General features: G+C 32.2%; 1 protein-coding gene. It reads right to left on the reverse strand.

Translation table 11 applies throughout. The features are described from left to right. The coding region (locus B5G32_RS13545) for a transposase (RefSeq protein WP_143746680.1) at positions 1-858 on the reverse strand (858 nt) is incomplete at its 3' end. Between the last annotated feature and the right edge of the window lie 96 nt (positions 859-954).

A 954-nucleotide genomic window follows, 5' to 3' on the forward strand; every position in this document is an offset into this window, starting at 1 on the left:
GCTTAATCCCGTATTGCAGTAAAAATCTATCTTAGTTGCACACATCGTCGCATCATGATCTATCTTAGAACAGCTGTTTCTATCATTTCCTATGATAAAAAGCCAGAATTCATATTCATCCAGCTTTGTATAATATCCAAGAAACAGGTCATACCATCTTTGAATTTCTGTCTTTCTTTTCCCTCTGCCATATACCATTTTTATATCATCATTAATCATCGTTTCCATAAGATACTGTACTATATAGCCTATCTCCTGTGCACAGTAAAAATAATGATATGGAAAGTCAAATCCTCTTTCCATGTTCATCTGAATGATTGAATCTGTTATCTTAGAAAACAGTTTCATTCTTGCATTGAGGATTCTTGCCTTATATACAAAAGAATATTTGTTTGCATTGGCTTCTATTTTGGTACCATCAATATATTGAATTGATTTGTCAACATTCATGAGATTACAGATATTGTTGACTATATCAAAAAAGATATGGTCAATATCATCAATAAGATAATTCTTCATGAGTCGTTCAAAAGTCATATGGCTAGGAGTTGCCTCCTGCATGATATACATAAATCTAATATCATGTTTGCATAAAGATTCTAGATTTCTTACATCACAGTCACTGACCATTCTTGCAAGGAGAACAGCCTTAAGAAGCAATACGTTATCATATCCCTTTCTACCACGACGCTCATCTCTTTTTAGATATTTCTTAAGATTCACTCCTTCCAGCGCCTTTAAGAAAGAAACAACCTCATCGTCAGGATTAATTTTTATACCCAAATCTAGTGGCAAAGATAACTGAATTGCGTTATAATTATCAGTGTAATTAGATTGCATAAAATTAGAAGATTCCATAATCTAATTATACCAAAAACGACAATGATAATCATTAAAGATAATCATTGTCGTTTTCTTTTTTAGGTGGCCTTACGAATATTTATTTCGTTACAG

Source organism: Massilimicrobiota sp. An80, from assembly GCF_002159255.1.
Classification (GTDB): domain Bacteria; phylum Bacillota_I; class Bacilli_A; order Erysipelotrichales; family Coprobacillaceae; genus Allocoprobacillus; species Allocoprobacillus merdigallinarum.